Source organism: Planctomycetota bacterium, assembly GCA_016125255.1.
Classification (GTDB): domain Bacteria; phylum Planctomycetota; class Phycisphaerae; order Phycisphaerales; family Zrk34; genus RI-421.
The window spans coordinates 72,090-91,545 of sequence record WGMD01000006.1 but is presented as its reverse complement, the minus strand read 5'-3'; the positions used below and the strand labels follow the sequence as shown (position 1 = coordinate 91,545).

The window sequence follows — 19,456 nt, the reverse complement described above, 5'->3', positions numbered from 1 at the left end:
GTTAGACTGTTGGGCCCATGGCGCAAATGAAGCATGTGGCTCTGCTGATCGAAACGTCGCGTGCGTACGGGCGCGGGTTGCTGCGCGGCGTGGCGCGCTATAACCGCGAACACGGGCCGTGGTCCATCTATCTGCGCCCGCACGGGCTGGGCGATCCTCCGCCCAAATGGCTGCGCGCATGGAAGGGTGACGGGATTCTGGCGCGTATCAACGACAAGCGCATGGCCGAAGCGGTCAAGGCGACGCGCCTGCCGGCGATCGATCTGCGCGGCGCTCTCGATGGGCTGAAGCTGCCCTACATCAGCGTGAACAATCGGTCGGTGGCGAAGCTGGCGTTCGATCACCTCATCGACCGCGGGTTCCGCCGCTTCGGCATCTGCGGCGTGCAGCGCGGCATCGACCGAGCCGCCGACCGGCGTTGCGATGAGTTCATCAAGCTTGTCGAAGCGGCGGGACTGCCTTGCATGTCATTCGAGGCGAAGGTCGGGCGGACCCGGCCCGACGCATGGGAGATCGAGCAGGAGAAGATCGCCGAGTGGATCGCCGAGCTGCCCAAGCCGATCGGCGTCATGGCCTGTTACGACGATCGCGGGCAGCAGGTGCTTGATGCTTGTCGCCGGATCAACGTCGCGGTGCCCGATGACGTCGCAGTGATCAGTTGCGACAACGATCCGATTCTGTGCGGCCTGGCGACGCCGCCGATGACGAGCATCGACATCAGCCCCGATCGCATCGGATACGAGGCGGCGGCATTGCTGGATCGGATCATGGAAGGCGAGGCGCCGCCGAAGGACCCGATCTACATCGAGCCCGGCCGCGTCGTGACTCGCCAGTCGACGGATGTGTTGGCGATCGACGATCGGCAGGTGGCGGCGGCAGTGGCGTTCATCCGCGCCAGCGCGTGCAGCGGCATCGGCGTGGCGGACATCGTGCGCTCCATCGGCGTGTCGCGATCGAGTCTGGAGCGACGCTTCAAAAAACTCTTCGGCCACTCGCCCAAGGAGCACATCCTCAAAGTCCAGTTCGATCGGGCTCGGCAGCTTCTGACCGAATCCGATCTGCCGGTGGCCTCCATCGCTTCGAAAATCGGCTTCACTTACACCAAGTATTTCATCGAAGTCTTCAACAAACGCCTCGGCTGCTCGCCGGGGGTGTACCGCAAGAAATTCCGCACGTGGGGTTAACTCCCGCTTCGGTTGACGAAGTCGTCGATTGGCGTCATCGTGATGGGTATGGATGCACACGCGCCGCGACCGTTCATTCTTCATGAAGCCAACGATGCGCAGTTGCGCAAGACGCCGCCGAACGTGGCGGTGCTGCCGTGGGGCGCGACGGAGGCGCACGGAGGTCATCTGCCGTGCGGCACGGATGTGATCGAGGCGACGTGCATCGCCGAGCATGCCGCCGCTCTGGCGTTTGAGCGCGGGGCCCGGCCGATCGTGCTGCCGACGATCCCTTTCGGCAACAACGCCCAGCAGCAGGATCAGACCGCGACGATTCACCTGAGCACGACCGCCGCCGCGGCGATCCTCAACGACGTCTGCGCCTCGCTCAAACGACAGCACATCGACCGACTCGTGATCCTCAATGGGCACGGCGGCAACGAATTCAAGCCCCTCGTACGCGACGCCCAGCTTGCGCATCAGATGCTCATCGTCGTCGCTGACTTCTTCCGGCAGGCGCTGGACGTGCATGCCGACACATTTGAAAAGCCCGGCGACCACGCCGACGAAATGGAAACCTCGCTGATCATGCATCTCCGCCCGCAGTGGGTCGTGATGGAGCAGGCGGGCGACGGCCGGCGCGTGCCCTTCGCTATCAAGTCGCTGACCGGCGGAACATTCTGGACGCCGCGCCCCTGGTCGCAGTCGCATCCGGACACCGGGGCGGGCGACCCGTCGAAGGCCACGCCGCAGAAGGGCAAACGCTACTTCGAAGCCGTCTGCGGGAAGATCGCCGACCTTCTCGTCGACCTCTCCGCCGCGAAGAGGGGTCAGCTTCCGTACTTCTGACCGGAGGCCGCTCATGTCACGATCATGGCTCGCGCCGCTCATCTTGATCAGCGTCATGGCGACGATCAGTGGATGCGACGCGTCGATGGGGCGCATTGTCGTCTCTCCGGACGCGCGCGGCTTCGTCAAATCTCCGTCGGGCGAGACGTTCACGCCGTGGGGCTTCAATTATGATCACGACCGCAACGGACGATTGATCGAAGACTACTGGGAAAACGAATGGGCGACGATCGAAGCGGACTTCGCGGAGATGAAAGCGCTGGGGGCGAATGTCGTGCGCGTGCATCTTCAATTCGGCAAGTTCATGGAAGCACCCGATCGGCCCAACACCGCGTTGCTCGGCCGGCTCGCGAAACTGGTTGCGCTTGCTGAGCGTACCGACCTGTACCTCGATGTGACCGGACTGGGCTGCTATCACAAGCCCGACGTTCCCGCATGGTACGACAAACTCGACGAGTCATCGCGCTGGCAGGCCCAGGCGCGGTTCTGGGAAGCGGTGGCGACTACCTGTGCCTCCAGCCGCGCGATCTTCTGTTACGACCTGATGAACGAACCCGTTGTGGCGGGCGGCGACACGGATCGCGATGACTGGCTCGCGGGCGCGCTGGGCGACAAGCATTTCGTGCAGTTCATCACGCTCGCCGCACACGGCCGCGACCGCCCGACCGTCGCGCGAGCGTGGATCGACAAGCTGGTCGCCGCCATCCGCCGGCGCGACGGCAAGACGATGATCACGGTGGGGCTCGTGCCTTGGAGTCTCGATCGGCCGGGGCTCTCGTCGGGTTTCGTGCCGGACAAAATCACCGGCCCGCTCGACTTTGTGGCCGTGCATCTGTACCCGGAAAAGGACAAGCTCGACGCCGCGCTCGACACGCTCGCCGGCTTCGACGTCGGCAAGCCGATCGTCATCGAGGAGACCTTCCCGCTGCGCTGTACGCGCGAACAGATGCGTGCTTTTCTCGATGCGTCGACGAAGCACGCTGCCGGATGGATCAGTTTTTACTGGGGCAAGACCATCGACGAGTACAAGCATGGTTCGACGATCAATGACGCGATCATCGGGGACTGGCTGACCGAGTTCGCCAAGGGGCCGCCGCGGTGAGATTCTCACGCAACGCTCACGCGTGTGGCGCGCATTGTTGACGGCGTGATCGCTTGATCTGAACATGTTTCTAACAGATGCACGATATTCTTCCGCCGCTCGAAGATGTGAATTGCGAGGAATATGAGTTTCTGAGCCGATTGCTAACCGTTTGTTAATGGCGATTCCCTAAGATCGCCAGCTCGCCCCGAGCAATAGCGAGACTGCAAATGGTTCGCGTGTTTCGTCATCTTGTGCTTCTGGTATGTTGCTTCATCGCCGTCGCGGTGTCGCCGATGCTTCGCGCCGACGAGGCGGTCCCGGCGGCGGAGTCCGATGCTTTCGTTACGCTCAATTTCCCCGAAAATCTCGATCTGAAGGTGCTCGTCGACTATGTCTCCAAGCGCCTGAACCTGAACATCCTCTACGACGAGTCGCTGGCCAATCAGCATGTGACGCTTCAGGCCCCGAGCCGCATTCCGGTCAGTTCGCTTCTGGGCCTGCTCGAAAGCACGCTGCGCGTCAAAGGCATGGCGCTGATCGACGGCGATCAGCCCGGCTGGAAGCGCGTCGTGCAGGTGGCGAACCTGGTGGCGATCTCCGGTGCTCCCGGCAATGGCGCGGTGGGCAACGCCAACGCCGTCATCACAAGCGTCTTCCAACTCGATCACAGCGATCCGACGCGCGTGGACACGATCATCAAGCCGTTTCTCACTCAGCCCGGCGGCAACAGCTTCTCCGTCGACGGCTCCAAACTGCTGATCGTCACCGACTACGCCTCGAACATGCAGAGGATCACGAGTCTGATCGCACTGGCGGATCAGCCGCAGGAGCAGGTCGCCATCGAGTTCATCCCCATCGCACATCAGGAGGCGGCGAAGCTGCTCCAGCAGGCGATGAACATCGTGCGGTTCAAGTCGCAGGCGATGGCGGGCGGGCAGGCCAAGCCCGGGGCGACCGCCGGCGTGGAACTCACGAGCGATCCCCGCACGAATCAGATCATCGCCGTCGGCTCCAAGGAACGTGTCGCCGACGCGGTCAAGATCGTCAAATCGCTGGACGTCTCACTGGGACTTTCGACGAAGATTTACCAGTTCAAGGTTGCTTCGCCGGACCGGATCGACAAGCTGCTCGCCGAATTGATCGGCCCGGTCGATGCGGGTCGGCTCTATCACTCGGCGGTTGATGAAGAGGGGCGGTTTCTGGTCGTGACCGCCACGCCGGAGATTCACGAGCGCGTCGAGTCGCTCAAGCGCGATATGGACGTGACGCCGACGGAAGCCGAAAGCCCGATTCGATTTTACAAGCTGCAGAACGCCGACGCGGCGGATGTGCTTGAAACGCTCGGCGCCCTCGAAGGCGGCGAGTCGTCCAGTCATCAGGACTCATCCAGGAAGCAGGACGCCGGCGACGAATCGATCGCCGGGTCGAATATCAATCAGCAGGCCTCGCCAACGGGCGCCCCCGCCGCGCCGCCGCAGGGTTACAGCAACAGCGCGGAATCCGCACCGCACGGGCTGACGCCGATGAGCGATGGCGATGCGTCGAAGAAACAGGGGGTCACGACCGTTCGCAGCAAGCGTGCGACGATCACCGCTGACGTCAACACCAACAGCATCATCATCATCGCCAAGCCCGATGTGCAGTCGATCTTCGAAAAGCTCATTCGCCAGCTCGACCAGCGCCGCCCGCAGGTGCTCATCGAGGCGACCGTCGTCGTGCTCGATACGAGCAACGATTTTTCGCTGGGTGTCGAACTCGGCCAATCGGCGGCGATCGACGGGGGTCGCAATGCACTGGTGTTCAGCTCCTTCGGCCTGAGCACGATCAATCCCTCGACCGCCGCCGTGTCGCTGATTCCGGGCGTGGGTTTCAATGGCGCGATTCTCGACACGAAAGTCGCCGACCTCGTCATTCAGGCGCTCAAGAGCGATTCGCATGCGAAGGTGGTTTCAACACCGCGGATCCTCGTCAATGACAACGCCAAAGGTACGCTCGACAGCATCTCCGAAGAGCCCTACACAAGCGTCAACGCATCGACCACCGTCTCGACCACCAGCTTCAGCGGATACGTCAAGGCCGGCACGACCATCAACGTCAAGCCGCACATCAGCGAAGGCGATCACCTGACGCTCCAGTACGCCGTCGAACTCAACAGCTTCACCGGCAAGGGGACCAACGGTATTCCGCCGCCGCGCCAGACGACGTCGATCGAGAGTCATGTCACCGTGCCCGACGGGTTCACGGTCGTCGTTGGCGGACTGCATCGCACCGACGACAGCTCCACGCTCGACGCGATCCCGTTCCTCGGTGAAGTGCCAGTGCTCAAGCATCTGTTTCAGAAGCAGACGGACACCAGGTCCGATTCGACGCTCTTCGTCTTCATCCGCCCGATCATTCTTCGCGACGATCAGTTCGCCGACCTTAAGTTCATCTCGTCTGGCCAGCTCGACAAGGCGGAGCTCCCGGGCGACTTCCCCACGAGCGAGCCGCTGGTTAGCGAGTAAGCCGCTCAAGGACGCAGACCCGATGATTCGAGGATACGTGCAGGAGAATACGCTTAGCGATCCGCCGGTCAGTGATGCACCGTCGGACGATGCGATCTGCGCGTGCGGTCAGACCGATGGCGCGGCTGATCTGGCGACGCTGGCGCGACAGTTGGGCGTGACGTATCTCGATTCGCTTCAGGATCACAAGGCCAGCGCCGTGTTCATCGAGCGGATTCCGATCAGCTTCGCGCGTCAGCATGGCGTGCTCGGTTTCGAGGACCAAGGCGATCGGATACCGGTGGCGATCGGTGATTCTGCGGCGTGGGAAATGCTCGATCTGGTGTCGCGCTATCTGGGCCGGGATGTCGAGCCCGTGTTCGCTCCCGCCGAGCAGATCGCCGCCGCGATCAATCATGCGTATCAGGAACGTCAAGGTCAGGCCCAGCAGTTCATCGATGGCCTCGACCGGCAGGACGTGCTCGCCGAAGTCGGTCAGCTCGGCACGCGCGAAGATCTGCTTGACGTGGGCACACGGGCGCCGGTGATCAAGCTCGTAAACCTCGTGCTGTTTGAGGCGGTCAAGGCGATGTGCTCCGACGTGCACATTCAACCCTACGAAGACCGCATTGCCGTCCGCATGCGGATCGATGGCGTGCTGACGGACATCTTCACGCTGCCCAAGCATCTTCAAGATGAAATCGTCAGCCGCATCAAGGTGCTTTCGCACATGAACATCGCGGAAAAGCGTCTCGCACAGGACGGCCGGGCGACCGTGCAGGTCGGCGACCGGCAGATCGACCTGCGCGTGTCGTCGATTCCGACAAGTCTCGGTGAACGTGTGGTGATTCGACTGCTCGACAAGACGGCTCAGCTCTACACGCTCGACCAACTCGGCATGAATCCGACCACGCTGACACGCTTCCTCGATCTGATCACCGTCGAGCATGGCCTGATCCTCGTCACCGGGCCGACCGGCTCAGGTAAGTCGACGACGCTTTATGCGGCGCTCCAGCAGATCAATTCCAAGGAGCGCAACATTCTGACTCTCGAGGACCCGATCGAGTACCAGCTTCCGGGCATCAGCCAGACGCAGGTCAGCGACAAGAAGGGTATGACCTTCGCCAGCGGGCTTCGCAGCGTGTTACGACAAGACCCGGACATCATCATGGTGGGCGAGATTCGCGATCATGAAACGGCGGTGATGGCGATCCAGTCGGCGCTGACGGGGCACCTGGTGCTGTCGACGATTCATACCAATGACGCGCCCAGCGCCGTGACGCGGCTGCTGGACCTGGGCATCGAGCCGTACCTTGTGGCCAGTTCGCTCGTGGGCGTGCTGGCGCAGCGGCTGGTGCGGCGGGTATGCGATGCGTGCGGACGACCGTTCGAATTGTCGGCTGGCGATTGCCGGACGCTCGGCGTTGAAATGGCGCGTGCGTCATCGGGTTCGCCGCGGCGCGGGCACGGTTGTTCCGCCTGCCGTCAGACCGGCTATCGCCGGCGCGTTGGCATCTTCGAACTGCTTCGCGTCGACGAATCGATTCACGAACTGATCAACGCCCGCGCCACCGCTTCACAGATCAAGGCGGCGGCGGTCTGCGGGGGCATGAAGACGCTCACTGACGACGGCGTCGACAAGCTGCTGGCGGGCAAGACGACCGTCGAGGAGGTGCAGCGCGTGATGATGAGGACGGAGAGCTGACATGGCGGTGTTCGCATACAAGGCGACACAGTCCGGCGGCGCGATCAGCGGGACCGTCACGGCCGACACTCCCCGGCAGGCGCGCGACATTCTGCGCTCGCGCGGCCTGACGATTCAGGATGTCCGCGCGCAACGCGCCTCGCTCAATCTCAAAAGTTGGATCAAGCCCTTCCGGCCCCGGTTCAGCACGGAAGTCGTCACATTCGTCCGCGAGTTGTCGACGCTGCTGGCCGTCGGCATTCCGATGCTCGAAGCGATCGACACCATCGCCCGACAGCACCACGGTCCGTTCCATGCGATGCTGCTTACGATCCGCGACCGAGTGTCGTCGGGCATTGGGCTGGCGGAGGCGATGCGCGAACACCCGGCGGTGTTCGACGATCTGTGCGTCAACATCGTCGAAGTCGGTGAAAACGCCGGCACGCTCGAGTCCGCGTTGGTGCGCCTCGCGCAGTTCAAGGAGCGCTCCGCCAAACTCAAGAACCGCGTCGGGTCCGCGCTGGTGTATCCGTGCATCGTGCTGACGGCGGGTGTAGGCGTGAGTCTGTTTCTAATGACGTTCGTCGTGCCGAATCTCCTGGCGACGTTGCAGGAAGCGGGACACGAGCTGCCGCTGGCGACGCGCGTGGTCAAGGCGATCAGCGACGCGTTGATTCACTGGGGTTGGCTCATCGCGCTGGCTGTGGTCGCTGTTGCGGCGGGGGCGAGCGCGATCGGGCGCACGCCGCGCGGACGATGGTTCATCGATTGCATGACGCTGCGCGTGCCGATCCTCGGATCGATGATGCGTCGGCAGGCGATCTCACGCATCGCGATGGTGGTGTCGACACTGATGAAGAGCGGCGTGCCGTTCGTGAAGGCGATCCGCATCGCGCAGAACACGACGCGTCATTTGGTGCTGCGCCGGGCGCTCGATGCATGCGAACAGGCGGTCTATGCGGGCCGGGACATCGCCGAAGCGCTGGAGGATACGGGGGTGTTTCCGCCGATGGTGATTCAGATATTCGCGGCCGGTCAGCAGTCGGGCCGGCTCGAGGAGATGCTCGACCGTCTGGCCGAGGACTACGACCAGCAGGTCGCCACGCTGGCGAATCGGCTCACGCTCGTACTGGAGCCGGTGCTCATTCTAATGCTCGCCGTGATGGTGGGCTTCATTGCGTTCGCGACGTTCATGCCCATCCTGGAGGCAGGCGATGTGCTCTAACCGTTCCGTCCGCGCCGCCAACTCGGCGCGTCAAGCAGGATTCTCCTTCATCGAAGTCATGGTCGTCGTCGTGATCATCGGCCTGCTCGCCGGCGCGGTGGCGATCAAGGTCAGCGATTACATCGACAAGGCCAAACTCAACCGCGCCAAGTCCGACATCGCCACGATCTGCAACGCGGTCGAATCGTACTACGCGGACAAGGGCGCGTACCCGTCGAATGATCAGGGACTTGGCGTGCTGCCGCTCAAGAATCTCAAGGACCCGTGGGGCCGGGACTATCAGTACAACACGCCGGGACGCGACGAGCCGTATGAGGTGATCTGCTACGGTGCCGACGGGCGCGAGGGGGGCGAGGGCGCCAATGCGGACATTAGCAGCGAAAGTCAGGAGAAATCGCACTGATGCACCGACGGGCGTTCTCACTCATCGAAGTCATGACCGTGCTGGTGATCATCGCGATCACGGCGGCGGCGGTGATGATGCGCCCCATGGGATGGTTCACGGCGGCGAAACTCGATGATGCCATCGGCCGCGTGACGTTCATGGATCAGATGACGCGCCAGGCGGCCCGACGATCGGGCAAGGCATTTGAAGTGACATTCGACCTGCGCGAGGGCGCGATCGAGCGGCGGGAGATCGGCGAGGGCGCGATTAGCGCGGGGTCGCATCGAGTCGCGCTGCCCGACGGATACGTCATGCGAAAGGTCATCGTCAACGGGGACAATGCAGTGACGGTGCGATACACATCGGACGGCGATGCGGACAGCTTCGCCATCGAGATTGCGGGGTCCGATGGGATATCCACGTGGGTGCTCATAGCGGGGTTGTCGGGGCAGGTGACGCGGATGGCGCATGAGCAGGAGGTGACGCATGTGCTTGCATCGCTCACTTCATAATTCGCGCCGGCGTTGGGGGTTCACGCTCATAGAAGTGCTCGCCGGCTTGGCGATTCTCGGCACGGTGATGGCGGGGGCGATGATCGCCAAGGCGCGCTGCACGCGGCAACTGGCTCAGGCGGATCGACGGTTGGCGGCAGCGGCGGCGGCGGATCGGATGCTCGAATATTGGTTCGCCGACGACAAGACGCTGCCGCGCGAATCGAGCGGTAATGTGCCGGGCGAGTCGGACATGACCTGGCGGACACACACGCAACGCGACGAATCAAACCGCATACTCAAGCTGGCGATCACGCGGCTGGAGGTGTTCGACGGGCGCGCGATACGGCCGGATGAGGCGATTCTGTCCGTCGAACTGCTTGTGCCGGCATTGCAGACGAAGGGTAAATCATGACACGGCGGGCATTCACCATCATTGAGCTCTTGCTGGCGACGGCACTTGCGGTTGTGCTCATGGCCGGGTCGATGAAGGTGCTCGCCGCTCTGAAGGCCGATGCGACGACGGACACATCGGCGACATCGACGGCGACGATCGAACGCACGATCATCGACCTGATGCAACACGATCTCGTCGAATCGCGTCTGCTCGGACAGCAGCAGGGCACGATCACGATGATCGGCTACGCGTCGATCCCCGCCGCCCATACCGATGACGCGTCCCGCGAATCCGCCGGAGTGTCTCACGAACCAGTGAAGATCGAATACTTCGTGCGGTCGATGGACGATCGAAGCTGGCTCGTGCGGCGGCAGACGCGGATCAACGAGCGGTCGAATCGCAATCGCTGGTCGGAACTGGTCTGCGCGGGTGTGACGGGGATTCGCATCGAGCGGGTGGTGCCGGCGGGCGTGCGGCAGGACGATCCGATGATCGGGACGGACGCGACGCCGACGCCGGATCGGGTGCGCGTCATTGTCGAAGGGGATGTGAACCTTGATGTGAAGGTGGATGTGCGATGACGCGATGCGACACAAGCCGATCGAGCGGATTCGCATTGCTGATGGCGATGCTGTTGGTGGCGTTGGTCAGCGTCGCGCTGTCGGGCGTCGCGCGGCGGTCGCTGAGCCGGGCGAACGCGGCGAATGCGGCCGCGACGGACTTGCAGAAGCGGTGGGGCGAGCGGAGCTGCGAAGCGGCGTTCGTCACGCTGGCGGTCGAACAGATGAACAAGCGCGAGGAAAAGACGCGCGAGCCGGTGACGCAGCAAGCCGGGACCGTCACGCTTGGCGGCGTGCGATTCGACCTGTTGGTGCAGGACGAAGACGCGAAGGTCAACGTCAATCATCTTGAGGCGATCATCGGTGAAAAGAGTATGGGCAAGGCGATCCGGGACATGGTGCGCCGGGTGCAGCGGGACGCCGTGCCGGTCCGGCTCGAACCGCTCAAGGCATCGATCGGTAACGCGGCGCAGCAGCGGGCGATGCCGCGCTATGGGGGATACGAGCAGGTGTTCAATATGACGCCGAGCGCGTATCTGGGTTCGATGACGAAGCCGAATGCGACAAGTACGCTGTTTACTTGCTGGGGCGAGGGGCGGGTGAACTATTTGCGAGCGACGCCGGCGGCGCTGGCGGCGATCGGCGACGGCGTGATCGATGACGCACAGGTGTCGCAGATCATCGCCATGCGAAAGGCGAATCCGAAGGCGACGATGGCGACGTTGACAAGCGGACTGATGCTTTCAAAGAATGATCAGGCGAAGCTCGCAGGTCGGCTCACGGACGAATCACGATGGTACTCGCTCTGGACGCGCGTCGATGACGGACAGCGTGAACGTTATCGGCTTGCAATCATGACCGTCACGAAGACGGAGCTGACCGATGCGAACGCGAACGGCAAGGTCGACGGGCCGGCGATGAGCCGGATCGTGCACGAGGTGTTTACCTGGTAATTGATGATGCGGATGCGACAGATGCAACTCGGTCTCTGGTTGATCGCCGGCGTGTGCATGCTCGGCGCGGCGGGGGCGTTGGCGATGGCGCTGTGGCTTCCATATGCAGAGGCGGAGGCGCGGAGCACCACGATTCGGCCGGCGGTGACGGGATCGGACCATCGCACGCTCGTCGCGACATTGCCATCGGCGGGGGATCCGATATGGATGACGCCGCTGCGGCGATCGCTGACGGAGGAACCGGCGGCGGAGGCGCCGACGGCGGCTAGCACCGTGCCGTTCGCGTCGGCGCTGGCGGGGACGGTGATCGAGCCGGGGCGTTCGATGGCGCTGTTTGTCGCGCCCGATGGGCGGACGCAGCTCAAGGCCGAAGGCGAGATGGTGGACAACGCGAAGGTGATTCGCATCACGGCCGACCGGGTCACGATCGAATGCAACGGCCAGCGCGTGGAGATGGCGCTCCCGAAGAAGGAGAGGATCTGATGTCGCGCGAGGGTTTGATGCTGTCCATGCGAGCGGGGGTCTGGGCGCTGTGGCGCGCAGGCGAGGCGGCGGAGCCGATCGCGCGGATTGCGCTGGATCCGGAAGCGGACGATGCGATCGAGCGCGCGGTGATGCAGCTGCGCGATGCGATGCGGACGCATGCGGCGGACGGAGCAGGCCTCGTGCTCGCGGCGTCGTCGGAGGATTGTCTGGCGACGACGATTGATGCATCGGATCAGCCGAGACGCGGGGCGCGCCAGGCGATGCTCTATCGACTTGAGGAAAAGCTGCCGATGACGGCGGAGCAGGTGACGGCGGATTTCGTCGGCGAGGATGCGCAGGCGCTGGGCGTCTGCGTCGAGACGGCCCGGTGGGAGCGCATCATCACGGCGATGAAGTCCGCTCAAATCGCGGTTGAAATGATCAGCCCGATGGCCTTGCTTGCGACGCAGCATGTGTTGTCAGCGGAGGAGACAGCCGGGGCGAACGTGATGGTTCTCGCGGGCGCGGGGCGGGTCGATTTGATCGCATTGAAGGACGGGAAGCCGCGGCTTTGGCGAAGCGGCGCGGCGGTTGGGGCGGACATGGAGCGGCAACTGAAGATGATGGCGCTGCAGGGCGGGGAGCCGCTCAGGTTGATCGTGCGAGCGGACGCCATCGAGACGCTTCGGCGGCGCATCGACAAGTGCGGCGGCGAAGTGGTGTCGGCGGCGGAGATGGACATCGATCACGCGGCGGCGCTTGCGGCGTCGGCGATAACGGCGGGGCGGATGGAGCCATGGGTGAATTTCTGTCGGGATGAGCTGGCGGCGGCGAATCCGATGGGGCAGCTTCGTCGACCGCTCAGGTGGGCGATCGCGGCGGTGCTGGCGATGTGGCTTTCGGCGGCAGGGGCGATGTTGTGGCGGGCGGGTCAGTATGACGCGCTGGCGGCGACGAGCGAAGCGCAGCAGGTGACGATCTACAAGAATTTGTTCGGCGAGCGCGCGGTACCGATCAATGTCAGGTCGCGGCTCGAAAGCGAACGGCGGGGCATGGCGGGGATGCGCATGAGCGATGCGGACGCCACGCCGGCGCCGACTTCCATTTTACCGACGCTGCATCAGACGCTCGCCGCGATGCCGACGAATCTCCGCTTCTCCATCCAGGACATTCAGCTTGACGAGACGAATCTGTCGATCGACGGCCTTGTCAACGCCCACAGTAGCGCCGACGCCATCGCCACAGCGCTCAAGCAGGCAACCGGATGGCAGGTTCAGCCCCCGAGCACGGAACTGCTCAGCAACGGCGGCGTCGGCTTCACGATCCGCGCGACGGCTCACGACCCCGATGCGCAGGCGGCCAGGTGAACGCACATGAAGACGAACGGCTCAAAACTCGTTGAACGCAGACACACCGTCATGGCGGCGGGGCTCTTCGCCGCGCTGCTCAGTGTTGGCGCGATGATTTATGGGCACATGGCCGAGGCACGGGCGGCGGCGGTGACAGCGATGAGCGATGCGAAGGCGTGCGAAGAGCTGGCGAGCGAAATTCGTTCGCTGCGCGAGCGCCCGTCGCTAGCCAAGTCGCAGGAGCTGGCGCATCAGGAATTGACGCAGCGCATCGAAGCGGCGGCGCAGTCGGCGGGCATCGGGGTACAAAGTCTGATCCGTATCACACCCGAGCCGGCCCGGCGCGTGACGCAGACGGCGTACGAGCGGAAGCCGACGCAGGTGGTGTTGCGCGATGTGAAATTGCCGCAGTTGGTGGCGTTCTTGGAGCAGATCGGTGCGGAGGACGCTGGGCCGCAGGTGACGCGGCTTCGGCTGGACGCGCCGGCGGAGCAGGACGGCGGCGATCAGTGGGGAGCGGAACTGACCTTGACCTATCTCATCTACTCACCGGAGGCGAACCGTACGCGTTCGCCCGGTACGGAGCACTGACCGATGACGCGATGGATCAACCTCAGTCGAGTATGCGTTCTTGCGGCGACGGCGATGCTGCTGGCGGGCTGCGCCAATTCGCAAAAGAGCGGCGGGGCCTATGAAACCGTGGCTGACGCGCCGAATCGCGACACGGAGATGGCGCGGGCGGAGAATCACCTGGCACTAAAGCTGCTTAGCGAAGGCAAGTACCCGGAAGCTGAAGCGGCGCTTAAGAGCGCGCTGACGGCGGATGTCACCTTCGGCCCGGCGCATAACAACCTCGGCAAGGTCTATTACCACCAGAAGAAGTTCTACCTCGCCGCGTGGGAGTTTCAGTACGCGATCAAGGCCATGCCGCATCAGCCCGAGCCGCGGAACAATCTGGGGATGGTGATGGAGATGGTCGGGAAGCTGGACGAGGCGGTGGAGATTTACGGGGAGGCGGTGGATATGGAGCCGGACAATCCGCAGATTCTCGGCAATCTCGTGCGGGCGCGCGTGCGGCGGGGCGATCATGATCAGGAAACGCAAAAGTTGTTAAGCGAATTAATCATGCGAGATACGCGACCGGAGTGGGTGGCGTGGGCGAAGGAGAAATTGGTAATGATGACAAGTGTGCACCACAAGGATGTTCCCTAGCGTGGTTTGAACGCTTCATGAACAATGCTCTACAAGTCTGCCACGGCGATTGTTCAATTTCTGCGAGTCACATGAGCAAGATTTACGGCCTCAGTTAACTCAATCAAGCGCCAAGGCAAACGCTGCACAAACATTGGCGTGTTTTACTGGACGTAATGACGAGTCGGGATGCTGCGGAGAGCGACAAGCATGTCGCTCGCGGTGAGTTTTCCACAGGAAGCGTGCGCGATGATTGTGCGCGTCAAAGGAAAGGAGTGCTTAACGGAACTAACAGAACCATACACAACGCTCACGCAATGCAAACAATCGAGACTTATCTTTCGGACCGTTCATCCACCAAATAGCAGAAAGGGTTAGGTGTGAAAAACACAGCAAGTGCAATCGCAGCGATGATGCTGCTGGCTCTGAGCGTCGCGTCGGTGCAAGCCGGCGGCGTGCAGGGCTACAACGCCATCACGATTCCGCCCGGTACCGACGTGCGCGTCACTGTGCCGTTCAATCAGAAGGTTGAAGGCACGTTCACCGTGTCGAGCAAGAGCGGCAACGTGATCACCGTCGGCGGCGGACTGACCTCCGGCGCCTTCAACGGCAGCAAGTTCTACGTCCGTTTCGTTGACGGCACGGGCGAGGGCCTCTGGACTACGATCACCTCCAACACGGCGACGACGCTGACGATCGAAGATGCGAACGTGCTGGCCCAGGTCTCCAACGGCAACACGTTCCGCATCTACAAGCATCACACGATCCGCAGCATCTTCCCCGAAGGTTTCCTGGGGATTTCGTTCCTCAACAACTCGACGCAGATTCTCGTCTACAGCAACTCGTTCCCGCTGTCGAAGAATCGCTCGGCGTCGGCGACGAGTCTGCATGTCAACGGCAACTGGGTCGGCAGCGCCAACAACAACACGATCCTCAAGCCCGAGACGCAGTTCATCGTCCGCAACACCTCCGGTCAGCAGCTCAAGCTCTTCACGTTCGGCACCGTGCCGGACTACACCGTGAGCATGCTCATCGGGCCCAACGGCGACATGAACATCGGCACCGGCTACCCGGTGGCGGTCGTGCTCAAGAACGCGGGCCTGAGCGGTTCGCAGCGTCAGGTGCTCTTCTACAACAACGCTTCGACCGGCACGAACAAGTCGGCGTCCAAGACCGCGCTGTCGGTCGGCGCCAACTGGGTCGGTGCGGGCGTGACGGGCAATGAGCTTTTCAATCCCTCCGAATCTTTCACTTTCCGCCTGCCTTCGAGTGAAGCCGGCACGAAGGTGAGCATCACCAAGCCTTACTAACTAAGGACGAAGGAACTCAGTATGAACACGACGAAGATGATGATGGGTGCATTGATGGTCATGGCTGTGATGGCTGTGTCCGCCAAGGCGACGGTGACGTTCTCGCCCTTCGCCGGCACGAACACGCCGCTGGCCGATCAGAATGGCGTGACGATCACCGATGGCACGTACGTCATGGTGCTCGACCTGGACAATGATGGTTGGAACGGCCGTGCGTACACCGATCAGGCCGTGGCCCCCGAAGACAACGCCACCAGCTTTGTCTGGGACGCCGACGACCTGATCCTCGATCTGGGTCAGATCACCGACGGCTTCGCCTTCCCCTTCTCCAGTCTCGATCCGGCCGGTGTGAGCGGTTACACCGCCGGCGTCGATCACTACTTCTTGCTGGCGTTCGCCAAGGCGTTCAACCCCGCCGACTCCGGTCCGGGCGCGGGCGTCTTCTACAGCGCCACCGACCTGGGCACGGCCGGCAACGACGGTGACACGCTCACCCCGTTCGCTGATCCGGGCAACGCCAACCTCGTGACCGTCGGTCCCACCACTGGTGGCGGCGATGTTCCCGAGCCGACCTCGGCGTTCGTGGCTCTCATTAGCGGCGGTCTGCTCGTCAGCCGTCGCCGCAATCGGGCGTAAATTTCTACGTCCAACTGACTGCTGAATTCATCAAAACCACACAAAAATAACCAAAAGGATACAGATATCATGAAAAGTCTGAAAAACATTGCGGTTGCCGGTCTGATGACCGGTCTGGCCGCCACCGGGGCCCAAGCTGTCAAGGTCGACGTGACCCAGAACATCTCGGTCTCGCAGACCTGGACCGCCAACAACACCTACAACCTCACCAAGCAGATTTACGTCCTGCCGGGCGCCACGCTCACGATTGAAGCCGGCACGCTCGTCCAGTCCGACGCTCAGGCCAACGGCGGTGGCTCTCTCGCCGTCACCCGCGGCGCCAAGATCTTCGTCAACGGTACCGCTGACAAGCCCGTCATCATGACCTCCTCACTCGATGACCTGCACAACTGGCACGAAGGCGTCTCCGAATGGGGCAACCTCACGATCATGGGCAACGCTCTGATCTCCGCCTCGCACACCGGCAAGTCGCCCAACCACGTCCCCGTCGTCATTCACGGCGTGCAGAACACTGCGACCCCGACCGGCCTGAACCAGCAGTTCATGGAAGGTCTGACCCCCGATGACGCCAACGACACCAAAACCCAGTACGGCGGCAACAATGACAACGATGACAGCGGTGGTCTGCACTACCTGTCCCTCCGTTACGGCGGCAAGGTCATCGGTCTGGCCAACGAGCTGAACGGCCTGTCCATGGGCGGCATCGGCCGCGAGACCGACGTCGATCACATCGACATCATGAATAACGTCGACGACGGCATCGAAACCTGGGGCGGCACCGTCTGCTACAAGTACATCAACATCTGGAACATCGGTGACGACTGCTTCGACATCGATCAGGGTTGGCGCGGCAAGGCCCAGTTCCTCCTGCTCGTTCAGGGATACGGTGCTGACGCGGCTCAGGGCTCGGGCGTCGGTGACAACATGTTCGAAACCGACGGTGCCGAAGACGCCTTCGCGCAGCCCGTCACCACCGCCGTCATCTACAACGCCACCGCCATCGGTCAGCCGATCGCCGGCGACCAAGGCACGGCTTGGCGCGATGGTGCTCGCATCCAGTATCGCAACTGCATCTTTATGGACCTGGGCGAACAGCTCATCGCCAACGATGACAACGACGGAGACGGTGCGATCGGCTACGCCGCCAGCGCTGCCCAGTTCGGTACCCTGACCTTCGCCCAAATCTGGACCACCCCCTTCACCGCCCACTCGACCGTCAACGCCGGTACCTTTACCCCCGGTGCCTTCAATGACCCGGCGGTCCTCTATCAGTCCCAGACTTCCGGCATGCTCGCGGAAATGAACGACAGCGTCTTCTTCCGCAACCTCGGCGGCGGCAATGGCGGCAACAACTACACCACCGCCACGGCCGTCGGCGTTGTCCCCGGCAACTCCACCAACCATAACGTCGTGCTCGATCAGAACGGCGCGCAGCCCATCAAGGACATTCAGCGGCACGCACCTGAAACCAAGGGTGGCCTGACCGAACTTCGCGTCATCGGGCTTGACCCCCGCGCGGCCAACGACGCGGTGACCAGTTTCGCTTCGGCTCCCGCCGACGGCTTCTTCACCCCGGCTCCCTTCCGCGGTGCTTGCTCCAAGGATGTGAACTGGGCCCGCGGTTGGACCGCCGCCGACGCTTACGGCTTCTTCACCGGTTCGGCCAATGCGACCGACCCGGCGACCGCCGAGATCAAGCTCACCGCCTCCACGTCCTTCGCGACTGTGGCCGGCGTGGTCTACAGCGTCGAGTCCTCCAGCGACATGAAGAACTGGTCCCCCGTCGGCACCATCATCGGTGACGGCACGACCAAGTCCATCACGGACATCAAGGACTTCGACAATGCGAAGTTCTACCGTGCGATCGCTCAGTAATCTCAAAGCACGTGCTGCGAGATAAGTGAATCGAAATCCTGATGGCGGGGCTGAAAATGCCCCGCCATCAGGTCTTTTGGAACGAATCGATTTCAGCCATGACTCCTCTCATCAGACACACCGCATGGACCGCCGCACTGCTTCTGACCTTCGCGTCATTCGCACTCGGCGCCGCGCCCGTGCCAACGCCGGCTTCGTCCACCCCCCAAGCCGAATCGGCCGCGCTGACGGATAAACCCCTCGCGGCCTTTCAGACCGACCTGCTCGAACTCGCCTTCGACGCAGCGACGAAAATTCCCGTGAATCCGCACATCAAGGACCGCTCGCGCACGCAGGCCGAAGTCGTTGCCACATGCCTCACGCTTGAGCAACCCAAGCGCGCGTTGAGTTACATCCCCAAGATCGACAACTGGCAGCGCCTCGGCGCCTATGGCGATCTGGCGTTCTACCTGGCGCGACACGACGCCGACGACGCGACGGTGCATCATTACATCGAACTGGCGTCGCAGTTGCCCAAGGACCTCGCCGAATGGCGCGCCGATCAGGTCAACGTCAAAATCGCCCAGACGCTGGCCTGGCTCGGCGACAACAAGCGGGCTGACAAGTATCAGGCCGGTGTGGCGGACTTTCAGAATGGCAAGGTCGACCGCGTCCGCGCCATGCAGGCCGACGAAGAGTCCTACAAGTCCCAGCTCGCCGCCATCGACAAACTCGTCGTCGGCGAAAACTTCGACCTCAAGAACAACGGTCTGGATGGCTACGCCGCGCTCTACGATCGCTTCTACGCCGATGCCGCCAAGCGGCAGGAACTTGAGAAGCGCATCACCGATGGTACGAAGAATTTCCCCGGTTTCATCGTGATCAATCTCTACCTCTCGCTCTCGGAGTCGGCCCGCAAGCACGATGATCAGCCCAACGCGCTGCGATTGGTCAATGAAGCGCAGAAGTTGTTTGACGCCGCTCAGTGGCCCATCGAATTCGGCGTGCCCATGCGGGCGCGACTGGCCGGCGCGCGTGGCCTGGCGGGCGACAAAGAAAAGGCCAAAGCCGATGCCGACGCAACGCTCAAGCTTTTCCACGAGAAGATCGATCTGATCGTCAATATCTACCGCGGCGGCGCCTTGCGTCCGCTCGCCGAAGCATATCAGGCAATGGGCGACACGGCCTCGGCGCTGGCCGTCTACAAACTCGCCGTCGATCAGGGGGTCCTCAATCCCAATTCCCGTCCACGTGCTGAAGACCTCTCCGCGACCTGCCGGTCGATGGCGATCGCCGCCGTCGAGCCGGACGCGGAATTGTGGGCACGGATGCGCCACATCAATGAGGAACTCAAAGACCCGTGGTGAAGCGTTTTTC

At 62.8% G+C, this 19,456-nt stretch carries 19 protein-coding genes; all 19 read left to right on the top strand.

All coding sequences use genetic code 11. The features are described 5' to 3' along the window. The first annotated feature begins 17 nt into the window (after positions 1-17). The 19 genes from GC162_07115 to GC162_07025 all read left to right on the top strand — a co-directional run bounded on the left by GC162_07115 (position 18) and on the right by GC162_07025 (position 19,446). Positions 18-1,184: a helix-turn-helix domain-containing protein gene (locus GC162_07115; protein MBI1368410.1), complete on the top strand. Its 1,167-nt coding sequence runs from the start codon at positions 18-20 to the stop codon at positions 1,182-1,184. A gap of 42 nt (positions 1,185-1,226) precedes the next feature. Continuing rightward, the gene (locus tag GC162_07110) at positions 1,227-2,012 is read left to right on the top strand and encodes a creatininase family protein (protein MBI1368409.1); all 786 of its coding nucleotides are present in this window, start codon (positions 1,227-1,229) and stop codon (positions 2,010-2,012) included. 55 nt (positions 2,013-2,067) lie between these two features. Next, the gene (locus GC162_07105) at positions 2,068-3,114 is read left to right on the top strand and encodes a cellulase family glycosylhydrolase (GenBank protein MBI1368408.1); all 1,047 of its coding nucleotides are present in this window, start codon (positions 2,068-2,070) and stop codon (positions 3,112-3,114) included. Between the two features lie 209 nt (positions 3,115-3,323). Continuing rightward, positions 3,324-5,600, top strand: coding sequence for a hypothetical protein (locus GC162_07100; protein ID MBI1368407.1), 2,277 nt, complete (start codon positions 3,324-3,326; stop codon positions 5,598-5,600). A gap of 22 nt (positions 5,601-5,622) precedes the next feature. Further along, positions 5,623-7,284: a type II secretion system protein GspE gene (locus GC162_07095; GenBank protein MBI1368406.1), complete on the top strand. Its 1,662-nt coding sequence runs from the start codon at positions 5,623-5,625 to the stop codon at positions 7,282-7,284. Position 7,285: 1 nt separating this feature from the next. After that, a complete protein-coding gene (locus tag GC162_07090; GenBank protein MBI1368405.1) occupies positions 7,286-8,488 on the top strand; it encodes a hypothetical protein in 1,203 nt (400 codons plus the stop codon). Continuing rightward, positions 8,478-8,891 carry a prepilin-type N-terminal cleavage/methylation domain-containing protein gene (locus GC162_07085; GenBank protein MBI1368404.1) on the top strand — a complete coding sequence of 138 codons (414 nt, stop codon included), beginning with the start codon at positions 8,478-8,480 and terminating at the stop codon, positions 8,889-8,891. Before GC162_07090 ends, GC162_07085 begins: the two co-directional genes overlap by 11 nt. After that, the gene (locus GC162_07080; GenBank protein ID MBI1368403.1) at positions 8,891-9,385 is read left to right on the top strand and encodes a prepilin-type N-terminal cleavage/methylation domain-containing protein; all 495 of its coding nucleotides are present in this window, start codon (positions 8,891-8,893) and stop codon (positions 9,383-9,385) included. The genes GC162_07085 and GC162_07080 overlap by 1 nt, the downstream gene beginning before the upstream one ends. Beyond that, positions 9,360-9,779 carry a prepilin-type N-terminal cleavage/methylation domain-containing protein gene (locus GC162_07075; protein MBI1368402.1) on the top strand — a complete coding sequence of 140 codons (420 nt, stop codon included), beginning with the start codon at positions 9,360-9,362 and terminating at the stop codon, positions 9,777-9,779. Before GC162_07080 ends, GC162_07075 begins: the two co-directional genes overlap by 26 nt. Beyond that, positions 9,776-10,342 (top strand): hypothetical protein, encoded by a 567-nt coding sequence (locus tag GC162_07070; GenBank protein ID MBI1368401.1) that lies wholly within the window; start codon positions 9,776-9,778, stop codon positions 10,340-10,342. Before GC162_07075 ends, GC162_07070 begins: the two co-directional genes overlap by 4 nt. Continuing rightward, complete coding sequence (locus GC162_07065; GenBank protein MBI1368400.1) at positions 10,339-11,274, top strand: hypothetical protein; 936 nt, start codon at positions 10,339-10,341, stop codon at positions 11,272-11,274. The genes GC162_07070 and GC162_07065 overlap by 4 nt, the downstream gene beginning before the upstream one ends. Positions 11,275-11,286: 12 nt before the next feature. Beyond that, complete coding sequence (locus tag GC162_07060) at positions 11,287-11,757, top strand: hypothetical protein (protein ID MBI1368399.1); 471 nt, start codon at positions 11,287-11,289, stop codon at positions 11,755-11,757. Continuing rightward, on the top strand, positions 11,757-13,106 hold the full coding sequence (locus tag GC162_07055; GenBank protein ID MBI1368398.1) for a hypothetical protein: 1,350 nt from the start codon (positions 11,757-11,759) through the stop codon (positions 13,104-13,106). Before GC162_07060 ends, GC162_07055 begins: the two co-directional genes overlap by 1 nt. Positions 13,107-13,112: 6 nt before the next feature. Further along, complete coding sequence (locus GC162_07050; protein MBI1368397.1) at positions 13,113-13,679, top strand: hypothetical protein; 567 nt, start codon at positions 13,113-13,115, stop codon at positions 13,677-13,679. 3 nt (positions 13,680-13,682) lie between these two features. After that, positions 13,683-14,300 carry a tetratricopeptide repeat protein gene (locus GC162_07045; GenBank protein MBI1368396.1) on the top strand — a complete coding sequence of 206 codons (618 nt, stop codon included), beginning with the start codon at positions 13,683-13,685 and terminating at the stop codon, positions 14,298-14,300. 389 nt (positions 14,301-14,689) lie between these two features. Next, a complete protein-coding gene (locus GC162_07040) occupies positions 14,690-15,589 on the top strand; it encodes a TIGR02597 family protein (protein ID MBI1368395.1) in 900 nt (299 codons plus the stop codon). A gap of 21 nt (positions 15,590-15,610) precedes the next feature. Beyond that, the gene (locus GC162_07035; GenBank protein MBI1368394.1) at positions 15,611-16,225 is read left to right on the top strand and encodes a hypothetical protein; all 615 of its coding nucleotides are present in this window, start codon (positions 15,611-15,613) and stop codon (positions 16,223-16,225) included. Between the two features lie 69 nt (positions 16,226-16,294). Further along, positions 16,295-18,100: a hypothetical protein gene (locus GC162_07030; protein MBI1368393.1), complete on the top strand. Its 1,806-nt coding sequence runs from the start codon at positions 16,295-16,297 to the stop codon at positions 18,098-18,100. Between the two features lie 98 nt (positions 18,101-18,198). Beyond that, positions 18,199-19,446: a hypothetical protein gene (locus GC162_07025; protein ID MBI1368392.1), complete on the top strand. Its 1,248-nt coding sequence runs from the start codon at positions 18,199-18,201 to the stop codon at positions 19,444-19,446. Positions 19,447-19,456 lie beyond the last annotated feature (10 nt).

Excerpts from the sequence above, each read along its gene's own strand:
- GC162_07085 (MBI1368404.1), top strand. The coding sequence starts at position 8,478 with ATGTGCTCTAACCGTTCCGTCCGCGCCGCCAACTCGGCGCGTCAAGCA.
- GC162_07110 (MBI1368409.1), top strand. The coding sequence starts at position 1,227 with ATGGGTATGGATGCACACGCGCCGCGACCGTTCATTCTTCATGAAGCC.
- GC162_07070 (MBI1368401.1), top strand. The coding sequence starts at position 9,776 with ATGACACGGCGGGCATTCACCATCATTGAGCTCTTGCTGGCGACGGCA.
- GC162_07100 (MBI1368407.1), top strand. The coding sequence starts at position 3,324 with ATGGTTCGCGTGTTTCGTCATCTTGTGCTTCTGGTATGTTGCTTCATC.
- GC162_07025 (MBI1368392.1), top strand. The coding sequence starts at position 18,199 with ATGACTCCTCTCATCAGACACACCGCATGGACCGCCGCACTGCTTCTG.
- GC162_07090 (MBI1368405.1), top strand. The coding sequence starts at position 7,286 with ATGGCGGTGTTCGCATACAAGGCGACACAGTCCGGCGGCGCGATCAGC.
- GC162_07050 (MBI1368397.1), top strand. The coding sequence starts at position 13,113 with ATGAAGACGAACGGCTCAAAACTCGTTGAACGCAGACACACCGTCATG.
- GC162_07075 (MBI1368402.1), top strand. The coding sequence starts at position 9,360 with ATGTGCTTGCATCGCTCACTTCATAATTCGCGCCGGCGTTGGGGGTTC.
- GC162_07035 (MBI1368394.1), top strand. The coding sequence starts at position 15,611 with ATGAACACGACGAAGATGATGATGGGTGCATTGATGGTCATGGCTGTG.
- GC162_07095 (MBI1368406.1), top strand. The coding sequence starts at position 5,623 with ATGATTCGAGGATACGTGCAGGAGAATACGCTTAGCGATCCGCCGGTC.
- GC162_07030 (MBI1368393.1), top strand. The coding sequence starts at position 16,295 with ATGAAAAGTCTGAAAAACATTGCGGTTGCCGGTCTGATGACCGGTCTG.
- GC162_07105 (MBI1368408.1), top strand. The coding sequence starts at position 2,068 with ATGGCGACGATCAGTGGATGCGACGCGTCGATGGGGCGCATTGTCGTC.
- GC162_07055 (MBI1368398.1), top strand. The coding sequence starts at position 11,757 with ATGTCGCGCGAGGGTTTGATGCTGTCCATGCGAGCGGGGGTCTGGGCG.
- GC162_07080 (MBI1368403.1), top strand. The coding sequence starts at position 8,891 with ATGCACCGACGGGCGTTCTCACTCATCGAAGTCATGACCGTGCTGGTG.
- GC162_07065 (MBI1368400.1), top strand. The coding sequence starts at position 10,339 with ATGACGCGATGCGACACAAGCCGATCGAGCGGATTCGCATTGCTGATG.
- GC162_07115 (MBI1368410.1), top strand. The coding sequence starts at position 18 with ATGGCGCAAATGAAGCATGTGGCTCTGCTGATCGAAACGTCGCGTGCG.
- GC162_07040 (MBI1368395.1), top strand. The coding sequence starts at position 14,690 with ATGATGCTGCTGGCTCTGAGCGTCGCGTCGGTGCAAGCCGGCGGCGTG.
- GC162_07045 (MBI1368396.1), top strand. The coding sequence starts at position 13,683 with ATGACGCGATGGATCAACCTCAGTCGAGTATGCGTTCTTGCGGCGACG.
- GC162_07060 (MBI1368399.1), top strand. The coding sequence starts at position 11,287 with ATGCGACAGATGCAACTCGGTCTCTGGTTGATCGCCGGCGTGTGCATG.